Genomic DNA, 25,096 nt, shown 5'->3' on the forward strand with positions numbered 1-25,096 from the left:
CGCTCAGTCCTTGACCGCGCCGGCGGTGACCCCGGCGGCGACGTAGCGCTGGGCCACGATCAGCAGCACGGCGGCCGGGAGGGAGGCGATCACGGCGGTCGCCATGATCCCGTTCCAGTTGGTGGTGGTCGATCCGATGTAGCGGTAGAGGCCGAGGGTGAACGGCACGATGCTGTTGCCCGAGGTGAGCGAGTTCGCGTTGAGGAAGTCGGCCCAGGCGAACAGGAACGAGAACAGGCCCGCGGTCACGATCGAGTTCCGGCTCAGCGGGATGACGATCGAGACGAAGGAGCGCCAGTTGCTCGCACCGTCGATCCGCGCGGCCTCGATCAGCTCGTCGGGGATGCCGAGCATGAAGGCCCGGAGGATGATCACCGCGAACGGCACGGAGGCGGTCGCGTCGGCGAGGATCAGGCCCGGATAGGTGTTGAGCAGCCCCAGCGCGTTGTAGATCGCGAACAGCGCGGTGACCAGGACGATCCCGGGGATCATCTGGGCGAGGAGGAACACGAACATCACGACGCCGGTCCCCCGCACCCGGAACTTCGCCATCGCGAAGGCGGCGGGCAGGGCGATCGCCAGCGTCAGGATCACGCAGCCGATCGAGATCACGAGGCTCGTGATGAGGTTCGGCAGCTGCGTCGAGAACGCCTGCACGTACCCGTCGAGCGTCGGGTCGCCGGGGAACAGGCTCGGCGGGGTCTGGATCAGGTTCTGCGGCTTGGTCAGCGAGACGTTGACCATCCAGTAGAGCGGGAAGAGGAGGAAGCCGCAGAGCACGATCGCGATGACCACGTCGATCCCGCGGCGCAGCCCTGTGGTGTGCCGGTTCATCCGAGGTCCTCCTTGCGCTGGGCGCGGATGTAGATCACGCCGAAGACGAGGGCGACGATCACGAGGATCTGGCCGGCCGCCGCTCCGACTCCGAACTGCAGGTCGGTGAAGGACTGCTCGTAGGCCCACGTCGCGAGGGTGTGCGAGCTGTTGGCCGGGCCTCCCTTGGTGAGGATCCAGATGACGTCGAACACCTTGATCGTGTAGACGAGGCCGAGGAGGAGCGTGACGGAGGTCACCGGTCGCAGCAGCGGCCAGGTGATGCTCCAGAAGGACCGCCAGCGCGAGGCGCCGTCCAGTGCCGCGGCCTCGTAGAGGCTCTCGGGGATGCCCTGCAGGCCTCCGTGCAGCAGCACCATGTTGAACGGGATGCCCAGCCAGATGTTGGCGATGATGACCGCCCACAGCGAGACGGACGGATCGGTCAGCCAGCCGACCGGCGTGCCGATCGCGGCGTTCAGGATGCCGAACTGCTGGTCGAAGATCCAGCGCCAGGCCGTCGCCGAGACGATCAGCGGCAGGAGCCACGGCAGCAGGATGAGGGAGCGGAACGTCGCCGAGAGCGGGAACCGGCGGCTGAAGAACAGCGCCAGGGCCATGCCGATCGTGAACTGGCCCACCAGCGAGACCACGGTGAAGACCACGGTGTGCCAGGCGATGCTCGCGAAGATCGGATCGGTGACGACCGTGACGTAGTTGTCGAAGCCGACGAAGGGGGCGATCCCGGTGACGAAGGACGACGGTCCGAAGTCCTGGAGGCTGAGGACGACGCCGCGGATGATCGGGTAGACGAAGAAGACGGCGAGGAAGATCACCACGGGCGCCATGAAGGCGGCGGCGGCGAGGCGGAGGTGGGAGCGGGGTCGGCGGCGGGCGGGCGGCCTGGTGGCCGCCCCGCCCGCGACCGGCGCCGTGAGCACGGCGGGGTCGGTCATGCGGCCGCTACTTCAGGCTCGCCGCGGCGTCGTCGAGGGCCGCCTGCGGCGTCTTCGAGCCGGTCAGCGACTCCTGGATCGCGGTCCAGAGCGCCTTCGAGGTGTCGGGGTAGGCGACGCCGAGGTCGCTGGTGCGTCCCTGCGCGACCGAGATGGCCTCCACCCACGGCTGGAGCGCGGGGTCCTCGGTCGCCTGCTCGGCGGCCGCGTCGGCGTACGGCATGATGTACGACTGGCCGGCCGCCCAGGCCTTCAGGCTGTCGGGCTGGATGACGCACTGCGCGAACTCCGTGGCGAGCGTCTGCTTCGCGGCGTCGGAGGCGACCACCTCGACGAACTCGCCGCCGAGCGGGCTCGGTGCCGCTCCCCCGTCCTTCGCCGGGATCGGCACGACGCCGTAGTCGATGCCCGCCTCGTCGAGGGCGGAGAGCTGCCAGGTGCCGTTGACCATCATCCCGAGCTTGCCCGCGAGGAACTGGTCGCGGACGTCCTGCTGGTTGGCGTTGACGTTCGCCTGCGAGGCCGAGCCGCTCTTCACCAGGTCGGTCCAGAGCGCGAGCGCCGAGACGGCGTCGTCGGAGGAGATGTCCTCGAGGGTCGCACCGGAGCCCCAGAAGAAGGGCAGGAACTGGAAGGTGCCCTCCTCGGTGCCGATCGCGGAGAAGCCGAGCCCGGTGACGTCGCCCGCGGTGAGGGCCTTCGCGGCGGTGGTCAGCTCGTCCCAGGTCGTCGGCGGAGTGACGCCGGCGGCCTCGAAGAGCGCCGTGTTGTAGAAGAGCGCGAGGGTGTTCGAGCCGATCGACGAGCCGTAGGTCTTCCCGTCCAGCTGGCCGGCGGCGAGCACGTTCGGGAGGACGTCGCTGGTGTCGAGCCCGGAGGCGGCGTTGTCGACGAGCAGGCCGGTGTCGGCGAACTTCGCGACGTTGGGGTTGTCGAGGACGACCAGGTTCGGCGTGGTCTTCGACGCGGCCGACTGCAGGAGCTTGGTGGTGAGGTCGGGGTCGGAGGTGCGCTCGAGGGTGATCCCGGTCGAGGCCTCGCAGCCGGCCAGGAGCTGGCCGTAGGGGGAGGACGCGTCGTACTGGGTGAAGCTGTCCCAGAGGGTGAGCGACTTCGACGAGTCGTCGCCCGCTCCCTGTGCGCTGCACGCGCTGAGGGCGACTCCGGCGATGAGGACGAGGGAGGCGGCGCCTGCGGCCCGTCGGATGCTGTTCTTCACGGTATTCCTCTCTGAATACGGTCGGGACGAGCGGAGCGCTCGCGCCGGGAAGACCCTCCGGGGGCGCCCGCTGAGGCGGTCCGTCCGGAAGTCGTGGCGAGCCTAACCGAGTCGGAGAACCGGTTCAATAGATTTCGGAGAACCGGTTCACCGATCGCCCGGGGAACGCCCCCGGCGACCCGGTCGACGTCAGCCGCGCGCCCGCCGCCACGAGGGGACGACGCCCCGGCTGGTGCCCGGCGAGAAGGGCGCGGTGGTGCCGAGGTCCACGACCACCGCGGGCAGCAGCTCCGTCACTCCCGGAGTCGCGGTGCCGGCGAGCTCGTCGAGCACCAGGTCGACCGCCCGCGAGACCATCTCGTCGCCGGGCAGGTCCACCACGGTGACCGGCTGGTCGGCGTGCCGCATCACCGCCTCCGGGGCGATGGTCATGATCGAGCAGTCCTCCGGGACGCGCAGGCCCAGGCCGCTGAGGCGCTGCAGGAACGGCTCGAGCACGCCCGGCCCGTGAGTGACCACGGCGCTCAGGCCGGGGAGCTGCTCCTGCGCCTGCTCGAACCAGTCGTCGACGTCGTCGGTGCTGGGGATGACGGCGCCTCGGACGCCGCGCAGGCGGCACTGGTCGAGGAAGCCCTCGCGGAACCGCAGGGCGAAGGCGTAGCCGCTCTCGTAGGCGTCGGGGCCCATCCCGAGGACCGCGATCTCGACGTGCCCGAGGTCGGCGAGGTGGTCGACGGCGACCCGCGCCGCGCCGTCGAAGTCGAGGTCGATCGCGCTGAACGGGCTGCCCTCGCCCGGGTAGCCGACCAGCGCGGTCGGCAGGCCGATGCTCGCGAGGACCGGCAGCCGGGGGTCGTCCCGGCGGATGTCCATCACGACGAGCGCGTCGGCGAGGACGTCGCGCGCGAGCTCCCCCTCGCCCGTGCCCATCATCAGCAGGTCGAAGCCGCGGGCGCGGGCCGCGTACATCGCCGCCCGCACGAAGCGCATGAAGACGTCGACATCGGTCTGCCGCGACTCCGGATCGACGGAGGCGAAGAAGCCGAGGATGTTCGTGCGCCGCAGCGCCAGGGCCCGCGCCATCGGGTCGGGCCGGTAGCCGAGCCGCTCCACGCTCGCGAGCACGCGCAGGCGGGTCGCCTCCGGGAGCTTCTTGTTGCCGGAGAGCACGTAGGACACCGTGCTGCGGGCCACCCCCGCATCGGCCGCGACGTCGCGAATGGTCACCATGGGCTCAGCGTAGTGAGGGCCCGGCGACGGGAGGGCCCGCCGGCGACCCCCTCGACCGGTGGGCAGCAGCGTGCATACCAGGGCGGTCCGGCCGTCCCGCCGTGGGTGGAGAGCCGTCCGTCGCGAGCCGCGCGACGGCGCCGACGGACGCAGGCCGCGGACGAGCAGTCGGTCACGGTTGCGCGCGGGTCCGACGGGCACGTACGGTCGACCCGTACCTCGTCGCGAGCCGCGACGTCGGTGCGGCCGCCACACCGGCCGATCCAGCGGCTCGCGGTCACGGGGGCCCACCGCACGGAAGACGGACTCTTGCGCTCCAGCACCGGTACTGCGTCCACGACGCAGCAGCTGCTCTCGCACTGACGTCCCCCGTGCCCGCCCCTCAGGGGCGAGCCGTTGCTCCTTCGGAGTCCGGTGGTCGTCGTGCGCCGACACCGACCACTGGAGCACCGTGCCCTCCTCTTCCCGCACCACCCCGCCCGCCGTCGTCCTCCACGACTGCACGTTCGCCTGGCCCGACGGCTCCGTCGTCCTCGACCGCGTCACCGCTGCGTTCGGACGCGGGCGCACCGGTCTCGTCGGCGCGAACGGCGCCGGCAAGTCGACCCTCGTCCGCCTCGTCACCGGCGGCCTCTCCCCCACCGCCGGGAGCGTCTCGACGACGGGACCCGTCGACCTGCTGCCCCAGCGCCTCCGGCGAGGGCCCGACGACACCGTCGCCGATCTCCTCGGGATCCGGCAGCGCCTGGACGCTCTGCACGCGATCCTCCGCGGCGACGCGGATCCGAGGCACTTCGAGGTGCTCGCGGACGACTGGGACCTCGAGGCCCGGGCGCTCGCCGCACTCGGCGACGCCGGTCTCGACCTGGAGGAGGCGGACCTGCTGCGGCCGGTCGCGACCCTCTCCGGAGGGCAGGCCGTCCTCACGGCCGTGACCGGCGTCCGGCTGCGCGGCCGGCCGATCGCCGTGCTCGACGAGCCGACGAACGACCTCGACCGGCGCTCCCGAGGGCTTCTGCTCGACCTGGTCGACCGGTGGCGCGGGACGCTCGTGCTCGTCAGCCACGACCGGGAACTGCTCGAGCACGTCGACGAGATCGCGGAGCTGCGCGACGGGGCGGTCCGCACCTCGGGCGGGACGTTCTCGGCGTTCGAGGAGCGGCTCGCCCTCGAGCAGGCGGCCGCGGAGCGCGATCTGCGCGACGCCGACCGGCTTCTCCGCGCCGAGCGGCGGCAGCGCATCGAGGCCGAGACGACCATCGCCCGCCGGGCGCGGGCGGGGGCGCGATCGGCGGAGTCGATGCCCGCGATCCTCGCGAACGCGCGGAGAGGACGAGCCGAGGCGACCGCGGGACGGCTGCGCTCCGGGCACGGGGCCGCGGAGGCGCGGGCGCGCGAGCAGGTCGACGCCGCGTCGCGGGCAGTGCGCGACGACGACCGGGTCCGCCTCGACCTGCCGGACCCCGGGGTCGCGGCCGGGCGCCGTCTGGCGGAGCTGACGGTGCGCGGCCGGACGACGGTGCTCCAGGGGCCGGAGCGGATCGCCGTGGTCGGCGCGAACGGGACGGGGAAGACCACCCTGCTCGAGCACCTCGTCGGGGCGACGGGTGCGCGGGAGCATCCGCTCGCCGGCACCACGGCCCGAGCGCTGACGGAGCGGGTCGGCTGGCTCCCCCAGCGCCGCGAGGGACTCCTCGACGAGGAGGCCACCGTGCGGGAGCACGTCTCCCGGGCCGCGCCGGATCGTCCGGCGGTCGAGCTGCGGAACGCCCTCGCGCGGCTCCTGGTGCGCGGCGACGTGGTCGATCGGAGGATCGCGTCGCTCTCGGGCGGCGAGCGGTTCCGCGTCGCGCTCGCCGGGCTCGTGCTGGCGCAGCCGGCTCCGCAGCTGCTCGTGCTCGACGAGCCGACGAACGACCTCGATCTCGTCACGACCGACCACCTCGTCGAGGTGCTCGCCGCCTGGCGGGGCGGCCTGGTCGTCGTCAGCCACGACGAGGCGTTCCTCGACCGGCTCGGACTCCACTCCCGAGTGGTGCTCGACGCGCAGTGACGGCTGGTCCCCCGGCCCCCGGTGGTTCCGGCCTCGACCGGGCCCCCGCCTCCGGGGAGACTGGCCGGACCCCTCCCGCCCCCAGCGAACGGACCGACGTGCTCACCGGACTCAGCGCCTTCCCCCTCACACCGCTGCGCGACGACAGCATCGACGAGCCGTCGTTCGCCGCTCTCGTCGAGCGGCTCGCGCGGGCGGGAGTCGACTCGATCGGCGCTCTGGGCTCGACCGGCTCGGCTCCGTACCTGGACCGCGGCGAGCGCCGCCGGGCCGCCGAGATCGCTGTGAGCTGCGCCGGCCCGGTGCCGGTCGTGGTCGGGATCGGAGCGCTGCGCACCTCGGACGTGCTGGCGCTCGCCGAGGACGCGCAGAGCGCCGGGGCGAGCGCGGTGCTCCTGGCGCCGCTCAGCTACCAGCCGCTGACGGACGAGGACGTGCTCGGGCTCTACGAGGACGTGACGGCTCAGCTCTCGGTGCCGCTGGTCGTGTACGACAACCCCGGGACCACGCGCTTCTCGTTCTCCGACGACCTCTACGGGGCCGTCGCCCGGCTGCCGCAGGTCGCCTCCCTCAAGATCCCCGGCGTGCCGGGGGAGCCGGGTGCGGCTGCGGCCCGTGTCCGCGAGATCCGGGCGCGGGTGCCGGAGGGGGTCACTGTCGGGGTCTCGGGGGACGCCGCCGGCGCGCGCGGGCTGCTCGGCGGCTGCGACGTCTGGTACTCGGTGGTCGGCGGCCTCTTGCCGCGGACGGCGCTGTCGATCGCCCGGGCGGCGCAGTCGGGCGACGAAGCCGCGGCGATCGCGGGATCGGCGCGCCTGCAGCCCATCTGGGACCTCTTCGCGGAGCACGGCGGCAGCTACCGCGTGATCGCGGCGATGGCGGAGCAGCTCGGTCTCGCCGAGGCGCGCTGCCTGCCGCGTCCGGTCCGCGGGCTCGATGCGACGGCGCGGGTCCGGGTCGCGGAGGTCCTGGCGGAGCTGGGGCCTGTGCTGGAGTGATCCGCGGGCGGGTCGGCGGGAGGACGGCTCGGACGGCGTGGTCGTTCCGGACCGCTGGCGAGCGCGAGGAAGCCGGGAGCCTTCACACCGGGGGGCCGGACCGGTGCGGGGAAGTGCTCCCGAACGGAGCGAAAGGGTTGGAACCGGTGGCGCGGGCGATCAGGAACGGGCCTCTCCTTCGCTTCCGGAGCGCCTCGATCCGCCGGCGATGCGGTCGCCGAGCCGTGGATCGTTCCGCCCCTGCGGCGTCGTCCCTCCGCCGTCTCGCGACTGGCGCGCATCGACGGGTCGTCCGGCCGGTCCTCCGGCTAGCGTTGCAGGCACACCCCCCGCCGACCCGGACCGCTCCGCCGACCTCGTCGGCCCGCGGTCCCTGCACGAGGAGCTCCCGTGTCCCCCGACGATTCCGCAGGACCCCCCTCTCGAACTCCCGGCCTCCGGCGGCGCGCCGTCATCGGCGGCGCCCTCACGGGTGCTCTCGCTCTGGGCGCGGCGACGCTCCCGGCCGCCTCCGCCTCCGCCTCCGCCTCCCCCGTGCCCGGCCTGCCCGGGGAGAGGACCCGCACGATCAACGTGAGGACGAAGAACCGCGGCGTGCTCTACGACGTCCTCACGGTCTCGATCGCGGGCGACCTCGCGCGGATCTTCGTGCCGCAGACGGTGAAGCCGCGGCAGGCCGCGGCGGTACCGGTGATCTGGTTCATCCACTCCGCGCAGGCCGACCACACCTCGCTGTCCAGCGTCTTCGCGTACCCGGCCGAGCTCGCCGTCGAGCGGGGCGCCATCGCGATCTGCCAGACGCTCGGCGGAACGATCTGGACCAACGACACCGCGCAGAAGCACCAGCGGAACGGCTACGCCTACCTCTCCGGCCAGTTCCCGATCGCCGCGAGCTACCTCTGGGCGATGTCGGCCGGCGGTGCGCTCGCCTGCGAGGACTACGGCGCGCGGGTCTTCCCCGGCATCAACGGCGTCTACCTGGTCAACGGCGTGTACGACCTCCGCGACACCCACGACCGCACGACGCGGGGCCGCTTCTCGATCGGCGGTGCCTTCGGCGGCAGCACCGCTCAGATCGACTCCCACAACCCGAAGCGGCTGGCCGCCTCCGCCTGGGCCGGCGCGAACATCCGCGCGGTGGTGTCCGACACGGCCCACCCGGACCCGAGCGTGCCGCCGGCACTGCACGGGCTCGCCCTCGTGAAGAAGGCGACGGCCACGGCCAGGGAGGCGACCGTCCGGACGCACGCGCTCGGCCACAACGCACCGTCGTGGGTGAACCAGGACGGCATCGACGCGATCTTCCGCTGGCACGCCGGGCTGGCCGCCGCGCCGGCGCCGTCGGCGACGCCGACCCCGACGAAGACCCCCGTCGTCCGCCCGTCCACCGCGGGCCGCTGGGACTTCGACCAGGCGGACGCCCCGTACGCGGGAGAGTCGGGGTCCCCGTTCCGACCCCGCTGAGCGGTCAGGACGCGACGGCGTCCCTCGGGATGCGCTGACCGTCACGGGCCCGCGGTGGGAGCGCTCGGCCGCAGTGAGACCGGGCCTACGTCCCCTCCGCGCAGCTCCGCGGCGCCCTCTTCCGGACAGGGCCGCTAGAGGACATTGTCAGCGGCGGGACGGCCGTGCCACGGTTCGAGGACGGCCGATGGGTGCCGTCCCGATCGAAGGCAGCACATGCGCTCCAGCACCGTCCCTCGTCCGCCCGCCGTCGAGGACGGCACGCCGCAGCCGCGGGATCCAGGAGCGGCGCGGCGGCTCCGGCGGGGCCTTCTCGGGCTGACCGCGGCCGTCGCGCTCCTCGTCGGCACCGCCGTTCCTCTCGCGGCGGTCGCCGCTCCGTCCGCCCCGGTCCTCGGGGTGGCGGCCTGGGGAAGCGGCACCGATGGGAAGACCACGATCCCGGCCGGGGTCGAGGGCGTGCTCTCCCTCGCCGCGGGCCGGACCCACAGCCTCGCCGCGAACGGCGACGGCGGGGTCGTCGCCTGGGGCCGCGGGTCGTACGGGCAGACCAGCGTCCCCGACGGTCTCACGGGGGTCGTCGCGGTCTCCGCCGGCGACTACAGCAGCCATGCGCTGAAGAGCGACGGGACCGTCGTCTCCTGGGGCTACGACGGCGACGGGCAGGTGTCGAGGAGTGCCGCGCTGACCGGGATCGTCGCGATCTCGTCCTCCCGCGACAACAGCCTCGCGCTCGGCAACGACGGCACCGTCACGTCGTGGGGCAGCAACGGGCTGGGCGAGGGCCTGGTCCCGGCCGGCCTCGGAGGCGTCACGGCCATCGCCGCGGGCCGGCGCCACAGCCTCGCCGTGTCCGGCGGGAGGGTGGTCGCCTGGGGCTGGGACCTCTACGGGCAGACCGACGTCCCCGCGGGGCTCGAGGGCGTGGTGGCCGTCGCGGCGGGAGAGACCCACAGCCTCGCGCTGAAGGAGGACGGCACCGTCGTCGCCTGGGGCGCGAGCTCCGACTCGGTCGTCGTCGACTACGGCCAGACCACGGTGCCGGAAGGCCTGTCCGGGGTCGTGGCGATCGCCGCCGCGTCCGACTACAGCCTCGCGCTGAAGGGCGACGGCACGATCGTCGGCTGGGGCCGGAGCTCGGCCGGGCAGCTGCAGTCACCCGCCGGCCTCGCCGGCACGACGGCTCTCGCCGCCGGACCCGATCACGTGCTCGCCCGGGGCCCGCGTCCCGTCCTGACGGCGGACGCTCCTCCCGCGTCCGGGTCGCTCGGAGCGGCGGCCTCGTACACCTTCGCGGCCGACCGCCCCGCCTCGTTCGCGATCGCCTCCGGCTCCCTCCCCGACGGCCTGACCCTCAGCGCGTCCGGGCTCCTCTCCGGCACGCCGACGACCGCGGGCACGTCCACCTTCGCCGTCTCCGCGCGGAACCCCTTCGGCGCCACCGTCGGGGCCCCGCACACGTTCGCCGTGGCGGAGACGACGGTCTCGCCGACCCTGGCCGGCGACCCGCCCGCCGCGACGGTGGGCACCCCGTACGACTTCGACTACAGCGTGACGGGCACACCGGCGCCGACGGTCTCGCTCGTCTCCGGAACGCTCCCCGCCGGCCTGAGCCTCGATGATCGTGGCGGCCTGACCGGGACGCCGACCGCCGACGGACGCTCCACCTTCACCCTGCGGGCCTCGAACGCTGCGGGGAGCGCGGAGACCACCAGCACCGTCGTCGTCTCCCCCGCCGCCGCTGCACCGGCGATCTCCGGCACCCCCGGGCCGGGCGTCGTCGGCACCCCCTACGACTTCGGCTACACCGTCTCGGGCTTCCCCGCGCCGTCGGTGGCCGTCTCCTCCGGTGCGCTCCCGTCCGGCCTCACCCTGACTCCGGCCGGGCGCCTGACCGGGACTCCGTCCGCGCCGGGCACCTTCACGTTCACGCTGGCGGCCCGCGCCGGCACCGCCTCCGCGGAGACCACCAGCACCGTCACCGTCTCGTCGCCGACGGTCGCGCCGACCCTCTCCGGGACGGTCGCGGCCGGCGTCGTCGGCTCGGCCTACGACTTCCGCTACGCGGTGAGCGGCACGCCCGCTCCGTCGGTCTCCCTGGTCTCCGGCGCACTGCCCGCCGGACTCACCCTCGACGCGACCGGACGCCTCTCCGGGACGCCGACCACGGCCGGGACCACCACCTTCAGCATCCAGGCCGCGAACTCGGCGGGCACGGCTCGGGCGACGAGCACGCTGACGGTCTCGCCGAAGCAGGTCGCGACGAAGGCCGATCTGCGCGTCGACCTCTCCGGCCCGGCCTCGGCGGTGAAGGGGAGGACGCTCACCTACACCCTCATCACGACGAACGCCGGTCCGGCTGCGTCTGGGTCGGTCTTCTCGCAGGTCGTCCTGCCCGCGGGTGTGCAGTTCGTCTCGGCGACAGGCTCGTACACCAGGGTCGGGAACGTCGTGGTGTTCCAGCGGGCCGGCCTGGCGGACGGGCGGACCGTGTCGGAGAAGATCACGGTGAGGGCGGCCGTCTCGGGCACGGCGACCGCGCTGGCGGCGGCGTTCTCGACGAAGACGCCCGACCCGTCCATCCGCAGCAACGCGGACACGGCGAGCACGACGATCCGCTGACCGCGGGAGCGTGACGGCGGGCGGTCCCTCGCGGGCCGCCCGCCGTTCTCGATGCGGGAGCGTCGAGGTCCGCCGCGTCCGCGCCTCGTCTTCGACCGCTAGCCGGCCCGAGGGCGGTAGAAGCGCACGACCGGGAGGGCAGCCGTCGGAGCCTCGCGCACGACGATCTCGAGGCGCTGGATCAGGGCCGGGACGGTCGGCGTGGTCTCGAGCCGGCACTCGAGCTCTCCGTCGCGGCCCGGCAGGAGGAAGGCCGCCTGCGCCGCGGAGGCGCTCCAGAGCAGCCGCTCCACCAGCGGCCTCGCGGTCGGGTCCTCGGCGAGCCCGCCGATCTCCGCGATCGCCGTGGCGAGGCGGCGGGCGCGCACGTCGGCCGGCACATCGCTCAGCAGGTTGGGGCTGAACAGGGCGCCGCTGCCCGGCTCCCCCGCCCGGGCGAGGTCTCCCGCGACGATCGCGGCCTCGACGGCGGCGGCCGCGGCGAGCGTCGACGGGAGGAGGGTGATGGTCCGCGCCGGCTGAGCGGTGTCCTCGAGGGCGGCGCGGAGCAGTCCCGTCGCGGCGGCGGCGAGCTTCGCCCCGTTCGCGGTCGCGAAGACCACGGCCCCCAGGCCCGACTCCAGATGCCAGCGCATGTTCGACGACCAGCCCGGCAGGCCGCCGGAGTGGTGGGCGATCCCGCCGAAGCGGACGTCGTGCTCGACGACGAGGCCGAAACCGTAGGCGGAGCCGTCGAGCGTGCTCTCGACGGCGCGAGGGCTCAGCGCGGGGACCGGCGTCCAGCCGCGCTGCATCTCGCGGCGGGAGGCGCGGCTCAGCACCGGGTCGTCGTCCGCGCCGTCCTCGCCCTCGAACGCGGAGGAGAGCCAGCCGCTCCAGCGGGCGATGTCGCCGACCGTGCTGAACATGCTCGCGGCGCAGGCGCCCGCTCCGGTGCCGGTGACGGGGCGGGGCACCCAGGTCGCTCCGTCGTCGAAGGTGCTGAAGCCGGCCGCGAGGTCGGTGCCGTCGGGGTAGTCGCCGCTGTCGTAGCGGGTGTCGTGGAGGCCGAGCGGCTCGAGGATCGTCCGCGTCGCGAAGGACGGGAAGTCCTCCCCGGTCACGTTCTCGACGAGCACGCCGAGCAGCCAGAAGCCGATGTTGGAGTACTGGTAGACCTCACCCGGCCGCTCCGTGAAGGTCAGCCCGCGGCCGACGACCTCGAGGAACTCCTCCCGCGTCAGAGCCATGACGTCGTCGGCCCAGCCGTTGTCCTCCGGGAGCCCCGAGCAGTTGCTGAGGAGCATCCTGACCGTCACGGGCAGCGGCCGGCCCGCGGAGTCGAGCGGGTCGGTGAACTCCGGCACGTGGTCGGCGACGCGGTCGTCGAGGCGGAGCAGCCCGCGGTCGCGCAGGATCAGCACCGCCGCCGCCTCGAAGCTCTTCGACATGGAGGCGATGCGGTGCACGGTCCCGGGCCCGGGAGCGGCGCCGTCGAGGCGGTGCTCGCCGCGGCCGTGGTGGACGAGCAGCCCGCTGCGGTCGAACAGGGCCCAGCTCAGCGAGGGGGCCGGCGGCGCCTCCCCGTCGAACCACCGGGCCAGCCGGTCCTGGAGCGGCAGGGAGAGGAGCGTCGGCCGAGGGAGCGTCATGCCCTCATCCTCCCGCACGCGGCACAGGCCGCCGCGGTCCCGCGGGTCGCCGCGGAAGGACGCCGTCCGGGCTCAGCCAGTCCGGGCGGCTCCGCTCGACCGCGTCCAGGACGTCCTCCTGCGGGCCGGTCGCCGGTCTCCGCGGCGACGATGATCCGGTCGTCGACGGGAGCGGAGGGGCCCGCCGTGCATCCGGCGAGCATCCCGATCAGCAGCACTCCCCCGGCGATGCGCCCCCTCGAACCCGTTCGCCCACCGTCGAGCGTCGCGGCGACGGCCGCTCCCGCGGGCGGACGGGTCCCGTCGAGAGCCCGGAGCGACCGCCGGCACCTGCGAGCCGGACGAGGAACTTCTCAGGTCCTCTTGCGTGTCGCAGGCGCGGAACCTAGTTTTGTCGAACCGGTTCGAAGCACTGTTGCTCCGTCCCCGGACCGACGCCCGGCGTCGTCCGGCCGGCTGTCCCCACAGAAAGTGACCAGCGTGACAACGATGTCCTCCCCGAGGCGCGGCACCCGCTCCCTCGCCCTCGCGCTGAGTGCCGCGACACTCGCCGCCCTCGCCGTCGCTCTCCCGAGCGCCGAGTCCGCCTCGGCGGCCGACACCACCGTCCCCGCAGACGCGCTCATCCTCCAGTACGACTTCGAGCAGGGGCAGGTGTCCGGATCCACGGTCGCCGACCTCTCGTCGAAGAAGCTCGACGGCACCGTCGTCAACAGCGCGAGAGCGACGTACGTCGCGGGTCGGAAGGCCGGTACGACCGCGATCGACCTTCCCGGGGGCGCGGCGGACTCGACCTCCGCGCCCTACCTGACCGTGCCGAACGGGCTCTTCCAGGGCGTGACGCAGACCACCGTCTCCGCCTGGACGAAGTGGTCCGGCACCGGAGGCTTCCAGTGGCTGTGGTGCCTGGGCATCAGCCCCGACGCCGCGTCTGCCTTCGCTCCGTCGTTCGACGGCGGCAGCGCCCGCGCGATCATCAAGCAGCTGAAGGACGGCGGCGAGACCGGAGTCTCCAGCTCCTCGCCGCTGCAGAAGGACCAGTGGGTCAACGTCACCGCGACGATGGACGGCACGACCGTGACCCTGTACCTCAACGGTCTGCAGGTCGCGACGGCTCCCGCCTCCGTCGACCTCGCGAAGCAGCTCTACTCCGCCTCCGCCTCCAAGAGCGGCAACATCGGCCGGGCGCTCTGGAACGTGCACCCCTACTTCGACGGAGCGATCGACGACTTCCGCGTCTACGACCGGGCTCTGACCGCCGCTCAGGTCCGGGGTCTGGCGGGGGACGCCGCGCCGGCCGTCACCGGTGTTCTCTCGACGAGCGTCGCGGTCACCACCGGCATCGGCGTCGCGCCGGCCCTGCCGGGGGTCCCCGCCACCTACTCCGACGGCGTGAACCGCGACGCCCCGGTCACCTGGGAGAGCGTCCCCGCCTCCGCGTACGCGAAGCGCGGCACCTTCACCGTGAAGGGCACCGTCACCGGCCTCGGCACCGCGGTCACGGCGACCGTCACGGTGCGCGCACTCGACGAGATGACCATCGACCTCGGCACGAGCACCGGGGAGTTCATGGGCGGCGCGTCCGGCACCCTCTACGGGGTCTACGGCGAGGGCCTCCCCTCCGACAACCTCCTCGAGGGGATCGACCTGCGCACGGTCTCGACCAAGGCGCAGGACGGGCCGCAGCATCCGGGCGCGGACGCGCTGAGCGTCGCGAAGGCCGTCGCCGACACCTCGGACGGCGACACCTACATCTACATGACGGACATCTACCGCGGCTTCCCCTACGAGTGGCCGGGCAGCACTCCCCAGGAGAAGCTGGCCGACTACCAGGCGAAGATCGCCACGCAGGTCGACCAGGTGCTCGCGCTCCCCGAGGAGTACCAGGACAACATCGTGTTCGTGCCGTTCAACGAGCCCGAGGGCAACATGTTCGGCAACGGGAAGTGGAGCTACGACGGGAAGAGCTGGCTGGAGGACCCGACCGCGTTCTTCGCGGCCTGGGACAGCACCTACGCGCTGATCCGCGACCGGATGCCCGACGCCCGCATCGCCGGACCGAACACCAGCGTCCTCTACGACCAGGTCCGCGGGTTCATGACCCACACGCTCGAGCAGGACACCGTCCCCGACGTGATGACCTGGCACGAGCTGAGCGCCCCGGGTGAGATACGCACCAACGTCGACCGCTTCCGGGCCTGGGAGGACGAGCTGTACGCGGGCACGTCCTACGCCGGGAAGCACCTGCCGGTGAACCTCAACGAGTACGCCTTCAACTACCACACCTCCGTGCCCGGCCAGATGGTCCAGTGGATCAGCGCGCTCGAGGACAAGAAGGTCGACGGCGACATCGCCTACTGGAACATCGACGGCAACCTCTCCGACTCCGCGGTGCAGGCCAACCGCGCCAACGGCCAGTGGTGGCTCCTCAACGCCTACGCCTCGATGACCGGCGACACCGTCGCGGTCACGCCGCCCAAGCCCGGCCAGAGCTACACCCTCCAGGGCGTCGCGACCCTCGACACCGCGGCCAAGCAGGCGAGAGCCCTCTTCGGAGGCGTCGGCGGCTCGCAGAAGGTCGCGTTCGAGCGCATCCCGGCCGCCACCTTCGGCTCGAAGGTCCACGTGGAGGTCAGCGAGATCCGCTGGACCGGCCAGGTCGGCGACTCGGGAGCCCCGCAGACGGTGAAGGAGTTCGACGCGTCCGTCGTGGACGGCGCCCTCTCGCTCGACTTCGGCGGATCCCTGCCCGCGCTCGACGTCGACTCCGCCTACGAGGTCGTCCTGACCCCGGGCGCCAACGCGTCGTCGCCGTCCGCCTCGCCCGTCGACTTCCGCCAGAAGTACGAGGCCGAGGACGCCCGCTACACCGGATCGCGGAATCTCAACGGACCCGAGGGCTCGCCGACCAACGTCGGCGGCTTCTACACCTCGGGCGGACGCAACGTCGGCGGGATCCGCACCGGCGGCGACCTGAAGCTCGACTTCGCGGTCACCGTCCCGAAGGACGGCGAGTACGACCTCAGCGTCTTCGCCAACTCCCTCAACACCTACGCCGCCAACGCCCAGCAGGGTCCGATCAACGCGTTCCTGAGCGTCGACGGCTCTGCGGAGCAGGAGATCCTCCTTCCGCTGGCCTACAAGTTCGTGGTCTGGGACCACGCGGACACGAAGGTGACGCTGACCGCCGGCACCCACACGATCTCGCTCGCCGCGAAGAACCTCGCCGGCACGAAGTCGACCGTGGGCGACGCGATCGTCGACAAGATCGAGCTCTCCCTCCCCAGCCCGGCCGCCTCGACCTCGATCCACGAGGCCGAGACCGGCACGCTCGAGGACGGAGCGACGGCCGACTACTCCCGCGCCGGCGTCTCCGGCTCGGGCACGGCGACGCTCACCAGCGGCGCCTCCACCACCGTCTGGGGCTACTCCGCGAAGGACGCGCCGTCTTCCGTGACCGTGGACACCCTGGGCGGCGGCAGCGGCGACCTCTACGTGAACGATGTGAAGGTCGGGCCGGTGGGCGCGAGCTCGACCCGTCAGGTCTTCCTCTCGGGCGGCGTGAACAAGATCGAGGTCGTCGGCACGAGTGGCACGCTCCTCGTCGATCGGATCGTCATCGGAGCGAGCGCGAACCCGCCCGCGACGACGAGCTACGAGGCGGAGGCGGCCACGATCACCGGCCCCGCCACGGTCCGCGACCTGTCCTTCGCGTCGGGCGGCAAGGCCGTCGGGAACATCGGGGGCGGACGCGACGGCGACTCGACCCTGACCTTCGGCGACGTGAAGGCCGAGCAGGACGGGACGTACGCGCTCACGCTGCGCTACTCCAACGAGGAGCAGTCCCCCGCGACGCACTACAACCCCGACCCGCTCGCCCGCCACGCGGACATCACGGTCAACGGAGTGACGCAGCGCGTGCTCTTCCCGCACACGTTCCACCAGAACCAGCTGTGGGACCTGAGCGTGCCGGTCACGCTCAGGAAGGGCTCGAACACCATCGCGATCACCTCGAAGGAGCTCCCGGGCTTCGACGGGACGACCTACCTCTCCGACACCTTCCCCGGCGTCCTGCTCACCTCGCAGTACGCGCCCAACATCGACAGGATCTCGGTCACGCCCTTCGTCGGGCGGACCACGGGCCTGACGGTGAGCGGCACGGCGGCCTCGCGCTGCACCGCGGGGAAGGTCACGATCACGGGGACGGCGACCAACACCAGCGCGGTCGCCGCTGACGTCACGATCGGCTCGGCCTGGGGCGAGAAGACCTTCACCGGGGTCGCTCCCGGCAAGACGGTCTCAGCCGCCTTCAGCACCCGCGCTGCGAGCGTCGGAGCCGGCGCTCTCGACGTGCGGATCGCGGGGTCGGTCGACGGCGCTGCGGCGAGCGGATCCACGGCACCGGCCTACGGTGCGGCGCGCTGCGGCTGATCCGTCGAGAACGCCCTGACGCGGCCGGGCACCTCGTGCGCCCGGCCGCGTCGGCGTGTCGTCGGGACCGGAGCTTCCCCGACGGGGACGAGCGCGCCGTGGACGAGCAGAGCGCCGGAGCCGCAGCGTCCGGTCCTCGGGCCGGGGACGCGGCGCCCGAGTTGCGTGCGCCGCGCCGCACTGCCACTCTCGACACGGTTCGAGCGGGGGTGGAGATGGCCACGATCGGAGACGTCGCGAAAGCGGCAGGGGTCTCTCGCAGCACGGTGTCGTACGTCCTCTCCGGCAAGCGCAGCATCTCCCCCGAGACGCGCAAGCGCATCGAGGACGCGATCGCCGAGCTCGACTTCACGGTCAACGCCGGAGCACGGGCGCTCGCGACGCGCCGCACCATGGCGCTGGGCCTGCTCGTCCACTTCGACCCGGACGAGTTCGCGCCCGCGATGGTCGAGTACGTCCTCCCCATCACGGCCCGCGCCCGCGAGCTCGGCTACGACGTGCTGCTGGCCACCGAGGCCGACGGGGCGGCTGCCGTCCGCCGGCTCACGGGCTCCGGGCAGGTCGACGGACTGATCCTCCTGAGCGTCGCGGACGACGACGACCGGCTGCCCGTCCTGCGCGCCTCGCGGCGGCCCGGTGCCGCCCTCGGCGTGCCCGCGGACGCCTCCGGGGTGGACGTCTTCGACCTCGACTTCGGCGACGCGGCCCGCCTGCTGATCGAGCACCTGGGCGCCCTCGGGCATCGGAGCATCGGTCTCGTCACCCCTCCTGAGCGCGTCTTCGACCGCGGAGGGACCTACGGGCTCCGGTTCCGCGAGTCGGCTCTCGAGACCGCCGGTCGGCTCGGGATCGAGCTGGTGCTGCGCCCGGCCGCCACTGCCGCCGACGCCGTCGAGCCGATGGTCACGGCGTTCCTCGACGACCACCCCGGTCTCACGGCGCTGGTCGTCCACAGCGACCGGACCATCGCGATGCTTCCCGCGATCCTGGGCCGACGCACTGTCGCCGTGCCCGGGCAGCTGTCCGTCGTGAGCCTGTACTCGGCCGAGTTCGCCCGCGACTTCTCGCTCCCCTACAGCTACGTCGAGACGGGCGCCGCCGAGCTCGGCGCGCACCTGGTCGACACGCTCGTCGAGCGGATCGAGCAGCCGTCCCGCGGCGAGGAGCCGTCGATCCGACTCCTGCCCGCGCGTCTCGTCGACCGCGGGAGCGCCCGCGCGGTCTGAGGACCGCTCCAGAGCCCCCGAGGCCCGATCAGAAGCGCGAGGCGACCTCGTAGAGGACCTCGTCGTCGCCCGCGTAGACGCCGTCGCGCCGCGGCCAGTGCGCGATCACGTCCGTGAAGCCGAGCTCCTCCGCCCGGCCGGCCATGTCCTCGAACCGGGCGACGCTCTCGAGGGAGTAGTCGCTCCCGGAGTCGAGCGAGAGGTGGCGCTCGACGGTGCGCGGGTCGCGCCCGGCCGCCTCGAGCGCCACGTCGAGCCGCCGGGAGAGGGACCCGACCGCCCGCCACCACTCCTCGCTCGACACTCCCTCCGGGCCGGTGGTGACCCAGCCCTGCCCGCGCTCGGCGACGAGCGCGAGGCCCTTCGGCCCGTTGGCGGCGAGGACGAACGGGACGCGGGGGCGCTGCACGGGCTCGCCCACCATGCGCGCCGAGCGGGCGGTGAACCACTCCCCCTCGAGGTCCACGCCGCCCGAGCCGGGCTCCTCGAAGCGCAGCAGCGCGTCGAGGGCCGTGACGAACTGGCTGAAGCGCTCGTGCCGCTGCCGGGGCGAGTACTCGGGCTGCCCGAGCACGCGGGCGTCGAAGCCCGTGCCGCCCGAGCCGACCCCGAGGATCGTCCGACCGCCCGAGATCTCGTCCAGGGTCGCGATCTCCTTCGCGAACGGCACCGGGTGGCGGAAGTTCGGGGAGGTCACGAACGTGCCCAGGCGGAGCGTCTCGGTCACCGTCGCGGCAGCGGTGAGGGTGGGGACGGTCGCGTGCCACGGCTCGTCGGCGAGGGAGCGCCAGGAGAGGTGGTCGTAGGTCCACGCGTGGTCGAAGCCCAGGCCCTCGGCCGACTGCCACTTCCGGCGGGCCTCGGCCCACGGGTCCTGCGGGAGGATGACGATGCCGTGTCGCATCGTCCGAGTGTACGAGCGCCGTCGGGTCAGAGCGCGGCGGGCGGCACCGGGGGCGGATCGGGCACCTCGACCACGACCGAGCGCGGGACCATCAGGGTCGGCATCCGCACGCGCAGGCGCAGCGGTTCCCGCTCCGACGCGCCGAGCAGCTCGCGGGCGGCGCTCCGCACCTGCCGGGCCAGCGCCGGGTGCACGGCCCCGGGATCCTCGAACGCGGCGACCAGCTCGCGCAGCACTCGGGTGGTGCTCCGCGGGTCGCCCTCCTGCCTGGGCATCGGATCGGCCCCTCACTCTCGGCACGGCCGTCAGGGTCCCGGCGGTGCAGCGGATGTCTCGCGCCGACGGTAGGGCCGGGGACGGCGCCGTGGCACTGAGGTTGACAACGGGAGGTCCCGGCGGATCGCGGTGCGCGGGGTGCGATCCGCGGCGAGGGCGGTCCTGGCGGGGAACGACGGCCACCGCCGGGAGAGCCCGCTTCCACGACCGCGTCCGTCCGGTCGCGGCTACTCTCGGGGCGTGATCACGACGACGGAGCGGGTGGACGACTGGATCGAGGGCTGGTGCCGTGCACGCGGCGTGCAGCGCGTCCGCGAGGACGGAGCATGGCTGGTCGATGTCGGAGCGGAGTCGCGCACGCGGGAGCGGATCCTGGTCGATCCGTCGCCCTCCGCGCTGCAGGCGGGCGCCGAGCGGACGGCCGGTCCCCGGGAGTGGCTGACGGTCATCGGCCTGGGCGACGACGCCCGCCTCGCGCGCGCCGCCGGGCTGGAGCTCGTCGCGGGCGACGAGAGCCTGATGGCGGCGCTCCTCGGCCCCGGCCGCACCGCCGAGGGAGCCCTGCTCGAGGGAGCCGTGCTCGAGGCCGCCGACGGAGTGGCGAGCGTCCGGCTGCTGGTCGACGGAGTCGTCGCCGCTCAGGGCACCGCCGCCGTGCACGGGACGGTCGCGGTCCTGGACCGGATCGAGACCGATGCGCGGTTCCGCCGACGCGGGCTGGGACGGCGGGTCGTCGACGCCCTCACCGCCTGGGCCCGGTCCGAGGGCGCACGGAACGGTCTCCTCGTCGCCAGCACGGACGGCCGCGCCCTCTACCTCACCCTCGGCTGGGAGGTGGTCGCGCCGGTGCGCATCTGGCGCAGGGCCGCACTCCGAGATCCGGGACAGGGCTGCGCGGCCGCCGGGCGATGAATTCCCGATCCGCCCCTCCGGAAGCGCACGTCCGCGTGAGTGCGGAATCGCGCGCAGCGGACACAGGCGGCGGAGAACGGCGGAGCAGCAGTGGAGCGGCCGCCCGCAGATCCGAATTCAGCCGATAAAATCATCCTCGAAAGAGGGACACCGGCTATTGCTCACACGGCCTTGTCCGAGAAGCGGATCATCCGCTTCTCGGACTCGTGTCACCGCCCTCGGGTCGTCACCCGAGAGCGCCCTTCTCGGCCGAGTAGAGCTGCTTCACCTGCTCCGCGGTCAGCGCCCGGTCCCACACCCGCAGTCGGGCGAGGGAGCCGGCGAAGCGGTTGATCATCGTGCCGTCCCGGCCGACCGCTCCGACCACGAAGTCGCCCGGAGCCGCGTTGAGGCCGTCGGGGTAGACGTAGGGGTTCTTGGCGTAGGTCGCGCCGAGCTTGTCGGTGTACACCGGGTACGCGGTGGCGGCGCCGTCGAGGTACGAGACCGCGACTGCGCCGTCGTACGTCCCGACGTGCAGCTGCCACACGCCGCGCGTGATCCGGCGGGGCTCCACCGAGTAGTCGCGCGAGTACGGGTAGCCGGGCGTCGGCCCGCCGAGCTTCGAGACGTGCATGCACACGCGCTCCCAGCCGCCGTACTCGGGGAGGTTGTTGAACAGCGCGTAGGAGCGCAGCGGCCCGACCGTCGACTCCTCCCAGACGCCCGCGATGCAGGCGCCGTCCGCGTCGGAGTTGAGCACCCACACCGCGATCGTCACCTGGCCGGTCGAGGCGCCCAGGTTGAGCGGGCCGACCTCGCCCTTGGGGACGACCAGGTGGTCCGTCGTCCCGTTGAGGGCGACTCCGGTGCCGAACGGCGTGGCGACGGCGCGGGCGGAGGAGCCCGCACCCTGCCGGAGCGCCGGAGCGCCCGCGACGGCCGAGGCGAAGGGGGCGGCGCTCTCGGCGAAGGACCACTCCGCGATCGGCGTGGGCACGGTGACCGTGGGGACCGGAGCGGCGTCGCCGACCACGAACGCGTCGAGGATCAGGTTGGTGCCGCTCGAGGAGGGATTGCGGCCGCTTCCGCGGCGGATGGTCACCGTGTGCGGCCCGGCCGCGAGCTGTCCGCTGCTCCAGACCGTCTGCTTCGACCGCGTCGCGGCGCTGTAGCGGTCGACGGACGCGACCTTGACTCCGTCGAGCTCGACGTCGTTGATGCCGGACGAGCCGGTGAGGCGGCTGATCCAGCTCACACTGGTACCCGTGAAGGCGAGGGTGGCGGAGGCGCCCGCGGTGGTCGAGTAGGCGATGCTGCCGCCGCTGTCCGTGCTCGCCTTCAGCGTCGACCACGTGCCGGTCGTGACGATCGGGGCGGCGCCGTTCTCGTAGGTGCCCGCTCCGGGCAGGGTCGTCGCCGGCGGAGGCGTCGCGTCGCCGACCACGAAGGAGTCGAGCAGCAGGTTGCTGCCGGTCGAGGCCGGATTGCGGCTGCTCCCCCGGCGGATCGTCAGCGTGTGCGGCCCGGCCGCGAGCTGTCCGCTGCTCCACACCGTCTGCTTCGAGCGGTTGGACGCGCTGTAGCGGTCGACGGAGGCGACCTTCACGCCGTCGAGCTCGACGTCGTTGATCCCGGAGGACGACGTGAGTCGGCTGATCCAGGCGATGCTCGTGCCGGTGAAGGCGAGCGTCGCGGAGGCGCCGGAGCTGGTCGAGTAGGCGATGCTCCCGCCGCTGTCCGCGGTGGCCTTCAGCGTCGTCCAGGTGCCGGTGGTGACGATCTGCGCGGCGCCGTTCTCGTAGGTGCCCGCGCCGGGCAGCGTGGACACGGGTGGCGTCTCGGGCTCGGGCTCCGTCTGCGGCACGGGGCCCTCGGCGATCCAGCGCTGGAAGGTGTCGAGCATCTCCTTGTTGGTGAAGCTCGGGACCTTGTGCCCGTCGGTGCCCTCCCCCGGGTGGGTGCGGACCGTAGCCTCCTTCGCCAGGGGCAGGGCCGCGGAGTGGAGGGCGGCGCCGTGCAGGGCGAACGGAACGACCTTGTCGTCGGGCGATCCGGTGATCCTCAGCCGCGCACCGCGCCACACCGACGCGGGTAGCCGCGCCGGGTTGGTGGCGGTGATGGCCGCGGCGTCCGCGTACTCGGGGCCGATCTTGTCCGGCTCGCTCGCCGCGCGCTCCTCCATGTCGTAGGAGCTGTTGCAGAGGTACGCTCCCCGGATGTTCGGCACCAGCCGCTTCCCGTAGGCCCAGGCCAGGAGCGGCCCGCCCCCGGAGTCGGACCGCAGGAGGCTCGCGTCGATCCGCCACACCGACGAGGCCCAGGCGGCGACCGCGGCCTGGATCTCGATCGCCCGCGGGCTCGACCAGATGCTGCCGCCGTAGGTCGGGCAGATGCTGACGATGCCGCGGTCCACGGCGAGGTCGGCGGAGTAGGCGAAGGCGCTCGAGAGCGCCGTGTGGGTGCCGTTGCGGGCGTGGTAGTACCAGAGCATCGATGCGCCCCTGGTCTGCGACGGAGGTGTCGCGTGCGGCACGAACAGGCGCGCCCGGTCCCCCGCGACGACGACGTCGATGATCTCGTAGCGCTTCCCGCCCGTCTTCGACGTGGCGGTGGACAGGCGCGAGACCTCGCCGGGCAGTCGGGGCACCGCGGTGAGGTCGCCGGCCGCGAGGGCCGGCGTCGCGAAGGCGATCGCGCCCGCGCCCGCGACGGATCCGGCGAGGATCGTGCGGCGGGAGAGAGCGGAGAGGGCCTTCACGCCCGATCGGGAGCCGGTGCGGGAGGAGTCGGCGGAGTCGCCGACGGCAGTGTCCTGAGGAGTCACGGAAGAGAGAGCCTTTCCGATCGTCACCGTTACTGGTACACCGATCGAAAGAGGAGGAGAAGGCGTTCAGTGAACGCGCGGCAGTGCTCGCGCTACTGATGCGGATCACCTTCTCCTCGAGAAGGAAAGGGAAGCCGGAACAGGCTAACAGAGGGGATGAGAAAGGGTTCAGTATTTCTACCCACCGCTTTATCAACCGGAAGAGAACGCACCAGGAATCGCTTATCCGGCCGCTTATCGTCCCTTTTCCGGTGACACGACGCGCGCCGGACACCGCCGTCTGGCAGGATGCCCCCGTGTCGGAGACGGGTCGGCTGCAGCGGGGCGGCGCCCTCCCCGTGCTCCTCGTGTTCCTCCGCCTCGGGCTGACCTCGTTCGGCGGGCCGATCGCGCACCTCGGCTACTTCCGCGAGGAGTTCGTGGTGCGCCGCGGCTGGCTGACCGATCGCGCGTACGCCGACCTCGTCGCGCTGTGCCAGTTCCTCCCCGGACCCGCGTCCAGCCAGGTCGGGATGGCGGTCGGCCTGCAGCGCGCGGGGCTCGCCGGACTGGTCGCCGCGTGGTGCGGATTCACGCTCCCCTCGGCGATCGCCCTGGTCCTCGTCGCCGGGCTCGTCGCCGGTGCGGGCGATGTCGCCTCCGCCGGCTGGCTCCTGGGCCTCCAGGCGGCGGCGGCCGCGGTCGTCGCGCAGGCCGTGCTCGGGATGGCGCGCTCGCTCGCACCGGACCGCCGCCGCGCGACGATCGCCGGCGCGGCGGCCGTCGCTGTGCTCCTCGCCCCGGAGCCCGCGCTGCAGGTGGCGGTGATCGCGGCGGCGGGCCTGGCCGGCGTCCTGTGGCTGCGCGGCGAGGAGGCGGCTCCGGACGAGGGCCCGGGCTTCGCGGTCCGGATCCCGACGGCGCTCGCGGTCTCGGCCCTCGCCCTCTGGGGGCTCCTCCTGGCCGGCCTCCCCCTGCTCGCCGCTCTCACCGGCGAGGGAGCGGCGGGTCTCGCCTCCGTCTTCTACCGCGCGGGCGCTCTGGTGTTCGGGGGCGGCCACGTCGTGCTGCCTCTGCTGGAGGCGCAGACGGTCGGCGCCGGCGCGGTCGGGCAGAGCGAGTTCCTGGCCGGCTACGGCGCGGCGCAGGCGGTGCCGGGCCCGCTCTTCACCTTCTCCGCGTTCCTCGGCGCGGTGGGCGCGGGGACGCCGGACGGCGTCGCGGGGGCGGCGATCGCGCTGGTCGCGATCTTCCTGCCGGGCGCTCTGCTCGTGGTCGGCGTGCTCCCGTTCTGGCAGCGGCTGCGGCACCTGCCGGTCGCGCAGAGGGCGCTGGCCGGCGTGAACGCCGGCGTGGTGGGACTGCTCGGCGGCGCCCTCTACGACCCGGTGCTGACCGAGGGCATCGGCTCGACCGGCGCTCTGGCGCTCGCGATCGGCGCCTTCGTGGCGCTGACGCGCTGGACCGTGCCCCCGTGGATCGTCGTCCTCGCCGCCGCGGGCCTCGGCGCCCTGCTCCTCTGACTCCCTCCGGGGACGACGATCCGGACCAGCCGTGGCAGTCTGGACGCATGAGG

Annotated in this window: 16 protein-coding genes; 8 read left to right on the forward strand and 8 right to left on the reverse strand. The window is 73.2% G+C overall.

The window, feature by feature from the left end:
* Nucleotides 1-3 precede the first annotated feature (3 nt).
* From GSU40_RS07965 to GSU40_RS07980, 4 genes are all read right to left on the reverse strand, one after another.
* Nucleotides 4-834, reverse strand: a complete 831-nt coding sequence (locus GSU40_RS07965) for a carbohydrate ABC transporter permease (protein ID WP_104237443.1) — start codon at nucleotides 832-834, stop codon at nucleotides 4-6.
* Nucleotides 831-1,769 carry a sugar ABC transporter permease gene (locus tag GSU40_RS07970; protein WP_104225253.1) on the reverse strand — a complete coding sequence of 313 codons (939 nt, stop codon included), beginning with the start codon at nucleotides 1,767-1,769 and terminating at the stop codon, nucleotides 831-833. Before GSU40_RS07970 ends, GSU40_RS07965 begins: the two co-directional genes overlap by 4 nt.
* Before the next feature lie 7 nt (nucleotides 1,770-1,776).
* A complete protein-coding gene (locus tag GSU40_RS07975) occupies nucleotides 1,777-2,988 on the reverse strand; it encodes an extracellular solute-binding protein (protein WP_159914114.1) in 1,212 nt (403 codons plus the stop codon).
* A gap of 189 nt (nucleotides 2,989-3,177) precedes the next feature.
* The gene (locus tag GSU40_RS07980) at nucleotides 3,178-4,218 is read right to left on the reverse strand and encodes a LacI family DNA-binding transcriptional regulator (RefSeq protein WP_104222050.1); all 1,041 of its coding nucleotides are present in this window, start codon (nucleotides 4,216-4,218) and stop codon (nucleotides 3,178-3,180) included.
* Nucleotides 4,219-4,669: 451 nt separating this feature from the next.
* On the opposite strand from GSU40_RS07980, the gene GSU40_RS07985 reads away from it, so the two are divergent.
* From GSU40_RS07985 to GSU40_RS08000, 4 genes are all read left to right on the forward strand, one after another.
* On the forward strand, nucleotides 4,670-6,271 hold the full coding sequence (locus GSU40_RS07985) for an ATP-binding cassette domain-containing protein (protein WP_160034354.1): 1,602 nt from the start codon (nucleotides 4,670-4,672) through the stop codon (nucleotides 6,269-6,271).
* Nucleotides 6,272-6,369: 98 nt separating this feature from the next.
* On the forward strand, nucleotides 6,370-7,269 hold the full coding sequence (locus GSU40_RS07990; RefSeq protein WP_160034356.1) for a dihydrodipicolinate synthase family protein: 900 nt from the start codon (nucleotides 6,370-6,372) through the stop codon (nucleotides 7,267-7,269).
* Between the two features lie 390 nt (nucleotides 7,270-7,659).
* The gene (locus tag GSU40_RS07995; protein ID WP_160034358.1) at nucleotides 7,660-8,733 is read left to right on the forward strand and encodes a hypothetical protein; all 1,074 of its coding nucleotides are present in this window, start codon (nucleotides 7,660-7,662) and stop codon (nucleotides 8,731-8,733) included.
* Between the two features lie 216 nt (nucleotides 8,734-8,949).
* Nucleotides 8,950-11,355: a putative Ig domain-containing protein gene (locus tag GSU40_RS08000; protein ID WP_160034360.1), complete on the forward strand. Its 2,406-nt coding sequence runs from the start codon at nucleotides 8,950-8,952 to the stop codon at nucleotides 11,353-11,355.
* Between the two features lie 98 nt (nucleotides 11,356-11,453).
* Here the strand turns inward: GSU40_RS08000 and GSU40_RS08005 are convergent, their stop codons facing one another.
* The gene (locus GSU40_RS08005) at nucleotides 11,454-12,986 is read right to left on the reverse strand and encodes a serine hydrolase domain-containing protein (RefSeq protein ID WP_160034362.1); all 1,533 of its coding nucleotides are present in this window, start codon (nucleotides 12,984-12,986) and stop codon (nucleotides 11,454-11,456) included.
* 489 nt (nucleotides 12,987-13,475) lie between these two features.
* On the opposite strand from GSU40_RS08005, the gene GSU40_RS08010 reads away from it, so the two are divergent.
* Both GSU40_RS08010 and GSU40_RS08015 read left to right on the forward strand, forming a co-directional pair.
* Nucleotides 13,476-17,417, forward strand: a complete 3,942-nt coding sequence (locus GSU40_RS08010) for a LamG-like jellyroll fold domain-containing protein (RefSeq protein WP_160034364.1) — start codon at nucleotides 13,476-13,478, stop codon at nucleotides 17,415-17,417.
* 215 nt (nucleotides 17,418-17,632) lie between these two features.
* A complete protein-coding gene (locus GSU40_RS08015; protein WP_160034366.1) occupies nucleotides 17,633-18,643 on the forward strand; it encodes a LacI family DNA-binding transcriptional regulator in 1,011 nt (336 codons plus the stop codon).
* Nucleotides 18,644-18,671: 28 nt separating this feature from the next.
* On the opposite strand, the gene GSU40_RS08020 is transcribed toward GSU40_RS08015, so the two are convergent.
* Together GSU40_RS08020 and GSU40_RS08025 are read right to left on the reverse strand one after the other, a co-directional pair.
* Entirely contained in the window at nucleotides 18,672-19,547 is an 876-nt protein-coding gene (locus GSU40_RS08020; RefSeq protein ID WP_160034368.1) for an LLM class flavin-dependent oxidoreductase, read from the reverse strand.
* A 26-nt stretch (nucleotides 19,548-19,573) separates the two neighbouring features.
* Nucleotides 19,574-19,822: a hypothetical protein gene (locus GSU40_RS08025; RefSeq protein ID WP_160034370.1), complete on the reverse strand. Its 249-nt coding sequence runs from the start codon at nucleotides 19,820-19,822 to the stop codon at nucleotides 19,574-19,576.
* 241 nt (nucleotides 19,823-20,063) lie between these two features.
* Here GSU40_RS08025 and GSU40_RS16925 point away from each other — a divergent pair, with 241 nt between their 5' ends.
* The gene (locus GSU40_RS16925; protein WP_208543371.1) at nucleotides 20,064-20,735 is read left to right on the forward strand and encodes a GNAT family N-acetyltransferase; all 672 of its coding nucleotides are present in this window, start codon (nucleotides 20,064-20,066) and stop codon (nucleotides 20,733-20,735) included.
* Nucleotides 20,736-20,961: 226 nt separating this feature from the next.
* Here the strand turns inward: GSU40_RS16925 and GSU40_RS08035 are convergent, their stop codons facing one another.
* Complete coding sequence (locus GSU40_RS08035) at nucleotides 20,962-23,541, reverse strand: LamG-like jellyroll fold domain-containing protein (protein ID WP_160034372.1); 2,580 nt, start codon at nucleotides 23,539-23,541, stop codon at nucleotides 20,962-20,964.
* Nucleotides 23,542-23,837: 296 nt separating this feature from the next.
* Here GSU40_RS08035 and chrA point away from each other — a divergent pair, with 296 nt between their 5' ends.
* Nucleotides 23,838-25,043, forward strand: coding sequence for a chromate efflux transporter (gene chrA, locus GSU40_RS08040; RefSeq protein WP_244229631.1), 1,206 nt, complete (start codon nucleotides 23,838-23,840; stop codon nucleotides 25,041-25,043).
* Nucleotides 25,044-25,096: the final 53 nt, after the last annotated feature.

It is taken from the genome of Rathayibacter sp. VKM Ac-2805 (assembly GCF_009834265.1).
Taxonomy (GTDB): Bacteria; Actinomycetota; Actinomycetes; order Actinomycetales; family Microbacteriaceae; genus Rathayibacter.

Coding starts and splice junctions, on each gene's coding strand:
- GSU40_RS07980 (WP_104222050.1), bottom strand. CDS start 4,218: ATGGTGACCATTCGCGACGTCGCGGCCGATGCGGGGGTGGCCCGCAGC.
- GSU40_RS08000 (WP_160034360.1), top strand. CDS start 8,950: ATGCGCTCCAGCACCGTCCCTCGTCCGCCCGCCGTCGAGGACGGCACG.
- GSU40_RS08010 (WP_160034364.1), top strand. CDS start 13,476: ATGTCCTCCCCGAGGCGCGGCACCCGCTCCCTCGCCCTCGCGCTGAGT.
- GSU40_RS08025 (WP_160034370.1), bottom strand. CDS start 19,822: ATGCCCAGGCAGGAGGGCGACCCGCGGAGCACCACCCGAGTGCTGCGC.
- GSU40_RS07965 (WP_104237443.1), bottom strand. CDS start 834: ATGAACCGGCACACCACAGGGCTGCGCCGCGGGATCGACGTGGTCATC.
- GSU40_RS08020 (WP_160034368.1), bottom strand. CDS start 19,547: ATGCGACACGGCATCGTCATCCTCCCGCAGGACCCGTGGGCCGAGGCC.
- GSU40_RS07970 (WP_104225253.1), bottom strand. CDS start 1,769: ATGACCGACCCCGCCGTGCTCACGGCGCCGGTCGCGGGCGGGGCGGCC.
- GSU40_RS08015 (WP_160034366.1), top strand. CDS start 17,633: ATGGCCACGATCGGAGACGTCGCGAAAGCGGCAGGGGTCTCTCGCAGC.
- GSU40_RS08005 (WP_160034362.1), bottom strand. CDS start 12,986: ATGACGCTCCCTCGGCCGACGCTCCTCTCCCTGCCGCTCCAGGACCGG.